The organism is Pseudoalteromonas sp. TB51 (genome assembly GCF_000498055.1).
Classification (GTDB): domain Bacteria; phylum Pseudomonadota; class Gammaproteobacteria; order Enterobacterales; family Alteromonadaceae; genus Pseudoalteromonas; species Pseudoalteromonas atlantica.
The window spans coordinates 1-4,881 of the sequence record NZ_AUTO01000140.1 but is presented as its reverse complement, the minus strand read 5'-3'; the positions used below and the strand labels follow the sequence as shown (position 1 = coordinate 4,881).

Here is a 4,881-nt window from a genome sequence, read left to right as displayed (position 1 = left end):
CCGTAGCCAATAACCGGTAATAACCACAGCAAGCTATATTGCTGCTTGATTAATGCAATAAAGATGACTGCAAGTACTAGCGTGCTGCCAATAAAGTGAAGCCTTCTGCAGGTTACATTGCGGTGCTCTTTTAAGTAATACGGGTAAAACGCTTTAAAGGAGTTAAAAGTGTGTGGTGTGTTCATAGTCAATGCTCTTATTTTTATAGTTTATTAAATATACAAGGGCCTGCTAGATTTTGCAGGAAAAATTTTTGCAAACAAGAGGTTATTTAATCGCGGCGCTAAGTTTGTAACCGAGTGGGCTCGATAACGCCTCCTGCGCACGCCTATTTATTTGCTATAACCCCTTACACAGGCTCTTCCTTTAACCAAACGCTTAACAGGATATGCTCGTGGCTTTTATTGTACTGGTGAGAATAACCGCTGATAGGTTTTATAGGCGTACTCATCGCTCATGCCGCTTAGGTAGTCGCATATTATGCGCATCCCTTGGTTTTGTTTTTCAGCGTCTAGATAAAGCGCTTGCGTTGTTTCGGGTAATAAACGCAGTGGGTCACTGGCAAAAGCGGTAAATAATTCAATCAGTAAGTTTTGGCCTTTAAATTCTATTTGCTGCATTTCTGGGTCGCGTATTAAGCGGTTAAATACAAAATGTTTGAGTATTTGTAAAACGCGCTCGTACTGTGGGTCTAGCTTTGCAGTGTACTTTAAAATAGGGCACTCAAAATCACCATGCTGAACATCTAAATGAATATGAATAATAAACATATTTACCAGCTCGCCTATGGCGTCTTTACGTTCAAAATCGTTTTTTGAAAACAAGCGTTGGGTAAGCGAGTCTAATTTAGTGTTTAACCAATCGTAATTAAGCGCGTTTAAGTGGGGTAATGCGTGTGTTTGCCAATCATCTAGTGTAAGCACTTTAGTGGCTATGGCATCTTCTAGGTCGTGCACTGCATATGCTATGTCATCGGCATGTTCCATTATGGCGCTATCTAACGATTTATAACGGGTTTTTGCACGGTACTGATCTATTGGTGTATGGCTAGTTAATAGGGCTTTGTCGTTATCGCTTAAAGGGGCGATGATCCATTTAAATATTTGTGCATCGTCTTTGTATAAGCCTTTAGCGGGGCGCCAATCATCTGCTTTTATAAATGAGCGTGTATTATTTACCTTCGGAATGGTGTGCCATAAATCGTCTATAAATGCGGGATATTTAATAAAGCCAAGCAACGTGCGGCGCGTTAGGTTCATGCCGTGGCCGTTAGAGTATGGCTCAAGTTTAGCGACTATACGCAATGTTTGTGCGTTGCCTTCAAATCCACCGTGCTCACGCATCATATAATTTAAGGCTATTTCGCCGCCATGGCCAAACGGCGGATGGCCTATATCGTGGGCTAAACATAAGGTTTCTAATAAACCAGTAGAGGGGAAGTGTTCAAAATCGCTGTGCTGTGCTTTTAAATGCCGTAATATGCCGGTACCAATTTGCGATACCTCCAAAGAATGCGTTAAGCGTGTGCGATAAAAGTCGTTTAAGCCTATCCCCATAATTTGGGTTTTTGCTTGTAAGCGCCTAAAAGCTGCGGCATGAATTATACGAGAGCGGTCTACCTGCCAGGGGGAGCGATTATCGTTAGGGCGATTTTTATACTGTTCTATTATTCGGCTTTGCCATTGCTTATCCATACTGCTTACTCACAAAACGTTGTTATACACGGTATAAGCTCAGTATACCCATGCCCTAATAAATTGCGAATGAACAAGTACATAACCTTAGCTGGTGGATAGTATATTTATCGCAAGCAGCCACTTTAGCATTTTTTAGCAAAGCGTGGCCCTTAAAGGGTTACACACAGAGTGTTATTCGCGTTTATATAGTGGCTTAGGTATAATGGGGTTTCGTATGTGTGTGTATTACCCATGCATAATTGTTGTTTGAAAGAGAGACTACATGCTAAAAACCATTTTAAAGCTGTTACTAAGCGTATTTTTTTTATGGGCGCTTGCATATCCGTTTATGCAAAGTAATGAGCAAGAGGTTGAAGAACAAACCACAGGTGAACAACCTAAAAAAGTAAAGAAAAAAGAAAAACCCCTGCACAATGTTACTTTACCTAAATTTTCTGAATTTGCTGATGTAAAAGAGAAAAAACAGGCATTTTTTGATTTTATTCGCCCGCATGTTGAGGCTGAAAATAAAAAAATATTACAGCAACGCGCTAAGTTAGAAATTGCGCGTATGATGCTTGAATACAACGAACCGCTCGAGAAAAAACAACAGCGCGACATCGTTAATATTTTAAAAGCCTATGGCTTACCTGAAACAGTAAACACCCTAATTTTAAGCCAAGCGCTGCGCCGTGTTGATATTATTCCTAAAGAGCTTGCGCTAATGCAAGCGGCGAATGAGTCGGCGTGGGGTACATCGCGCTTTGCACGCATAGGGCTTAACTTTTTTGGCCAATGGTGCTATTCAAAAGGCTGCGGTATGGTGCCAAGACGCCGCAATAGTGGAGCGGCGCACGAAGTTGCTGCATTTAAGTCGGTACGCGCGGCAGTAAGCTCGTATTTTAGAAATATTAACACACATAATGCCTACAAAGATTTACGCCTTATACGCGAAGATTTACGACAGCAGCAAAAGCCCATTGCGGCAACGGCACTAACCCATGGTTTAATGTCGTACTCAGAGCGCGGCGAGGCCTACATAGAAGAGCTAAACACCATGATTAACCAAAACAGAGCTTATTTTGATGAATAAAAAACGACTCATAAATATTAACGCCATACTCATTTTATTAAGTTTGGCGGTAAGTACCGTCAATGCCAAAGAGTTTGTTATGTCGTACGATGGCTTTTACGATAGATTAAAAGTGGTTAACAAGGGCGACTTTCAATATGCACGAGTTAACTTTTACATTAGCGATATTGCCACAAACGAGGCATGCGCTATTAAAAGCGGCACAATTTTAACTGAAAATAACGAATACCCGCTTAATTTTACCGATAAAGCACAGTTACTTTTACCGTTTGATAAGCAGCTCGATACGGATAAAGCCGTTATTGTTGTAGAGCCACAAAACCCTGATCACGATTGTCAGTTAAAACTGCAAATTGAGGCCAGCGAATTTGAAGGGCTTAGCTTAACTAAAGATTCGTTGTACACAATTAATAACGAGTTAGATGAACTTTTAACAGATTTATCGGGCTTTTTTGTTAGTAAGCTTATGTGGTTTTTATTGCCTGAGCAAAAAGGCGTTGCTGTAACGTTTAAAGAGCCTGTGACCTTTAATAACCCACATATACAGTGCGAAAAATCAATTTGCTACTTTGCAGTACAGGATAACTGGGAAGATGACGTAAATCTGCTCGGTGATATAGAAAACGTAGTTAAAGTAACCCCGTGGATAGCAAAATAAGTTACTGGGGTTTAATAAAAAACGGCGCTTAATATAGCGCCGTTTTTTTATGCGTTATTTTGGCAGTGTTTGGGTTGAATCACGTTTTATAAGGGTGGGTTCAAACACGCGGTTTATGTGTAAGTTTTTATACTGATAGACATCTTGTAGCACCATTTTTGCAGCCATTTCTCCCATTTCTTCTACTGGGTTATCTATGGTGGTAAGTGTAGGGTAGAGGTAATTGGCAAATATAACGTTATCAAAGCCAATAACAGACAAATCGTTTGGTAAATTAAAGCCATGCTCACGGGCGTATTTCATAGCACCTGATGCCATTTCATCGTTGGCACACACTAAAGCACTAAACGGAATACGCGTGTTGAGTAGTTTTTCAAGGCCTTTGCTGCCGCCAATTTCGTTAAAATCACCTTCGTAAAACAGCGCCTCATTAAAGGGGATGTTTTTTTCGTGCAGCGCTTTTTTATGGCCTTTTAAACGGTTTCTGGCATCGGCTTTAACTTGCGGCCCCGCAATATAAGCAATATTTGTGTGGCCTTGTTCAACAATAGATTTACTGGCTAAGTAGCCGCCGAGCTCGTTATCTAGGCTAATGCAGTTACTTTCAAGTGAATGTACGTATCGGTTAATAAGGTAAATAGGGGTTTTACCTTTACTTAGCTCAATTAAGTAGTCATCACTGACTGACTCTACATGTAAAATTAGCGCATCGCATTTGCGGCTAATTAAAAATTCAATGCCGTCTTTTTCTTTATCGTCTTCACTGTGACCGGTGGTAATAATAACGTGCTTACCCGCAGCGCGCAGGGCTGACTCGATGCCTGCCATCATTTGAGCAAAGAAAGGACCATGAAGCTCTGAGACCAAAATACCCACGCTGTTGGTTCTGTTTGAGGCAAGCGATTGCGCAATAGAGTTGGGCTTATAGCCCAGCTGCTGCATTGCATCGAGTACTTTTTTAGTGGTTTTTTCACTTACGCGGGTGTTTTTATTCATTACCCGTGACACTGTAGCTAACGATACGCCAGCAAGCTCCGACACTTCATAAATTGTGGCCATGTTATTGTTAACTCACTTATATCCTTTATTTTGGCGGGCAAATAATACCGTACCCACCAAATGTTAACTAGCACTAGTTTTTAGCGATGCCTGTATAGAGGCTAACTGTGCGTTATTGAGCGTGTATTTACGCATAATAAATGCAACAAACAAAGAACCAAACGCCGGTATAATAGTAAACGATAATAAAATACCTTGCTGCGTATCAAGGCTCTGCATTGTTTGCGCCTGATAATTATAAAAAGACAGCAGCCAGCCTGCAATTGCACCGCCTAACGCCACACCCATTTTTATAAAAAATATAACGCCCGAATACACAAGGCCAGTAATTCTTACCCCAGTTTTGTGGTGCCCGTAGTCTATGGTGTCGGCCATTTTTGCCCATAGTAGCGGGG

At 41.1% G+C, this 4,881-nt stretch carries 6 protein-coding genes; 2 read left to right on the top strand and 4 right to left on the bottom strand.

Translation table 11 applies throughout. From position 1 onward, the window contains the following. Together L650_RS0107380 and L650_RS0107375 are read right to left on the bottom strand one after the other, a co-directional pair. The coding region (locus L650_RS0107380) for a DUF962 domain-containing protein (RefSeq protein WP_029772711.1) at positions 1-185 on the bottom strand (185 nt) is incomplete at its 3' end. 216 nt (positions 186-401) lie between these two features. Then, positions 402-1,694, bottom strand: a complete 1,293-nt coding sequence (locus L650_RS0107375; protein ID WP_029772710.1) for an anti-phage deoxyguanosine triphosphatase — start codon at positions 1,692-1,694, stop codon at positions 402-404. 265 nt (positions 1,695-1,959) lie between these two features. On the opposite strand from L650_RS0107375, the gene L650_RS0107370 reads away from it, so the two are divergent. Together L650_RS0107370 and L650_RS0107365 are read left to right on the top strand one after the other, a co-directional pair. Beyond that, complete coding sequence (locus L650_RS0107370; protein ID WP_029772709.1) at positions 1,960-2,769, top strand: glucosaminidase domain-containing protein; 810 nt, start codon at positions 1,960-1,962, stop codon at positions 2,767-2,769. Beyond that, complete coding sequence (locus L650_RS0107365; protein WP_029772708.1) at positions 2,762-3,427, top strand: DUF2987 domain-containing protein; 666 nt, start codon at positions 2,762-2,764, stop codon at positions 3,425-3,427. Before L650_RS0107370 ends, L650_RS0107365 begins: the two co-directional genes overlap by 8 nt. A 54-nt stretch (positions 3,428-3,481) precedes the next feature. On the opposite strand, the gene L650_RS0107360 is transcribed toward L650_RS0107365, so the two are convergent. After that, positions 3,482-4,486 (bottom strand): LacI family DNA-binding transcriptional regulator, encoded by a 1,005-nt coding sequence (locus L650_RS0107360; protein WP_024033435.1) that lies wholly within the window; start codon positions 4,484-4,486, stop codon positions 3,482-3,484. Between the two features lie 63 nt (positions 4,487-4,549). After that, positions 4,550-4,881: MFS transporter (locus L650_RS0107355; protein WP_029772706.1), on the bottom strand; the 332-nt coding region annotated here is incomplete at its 5' end.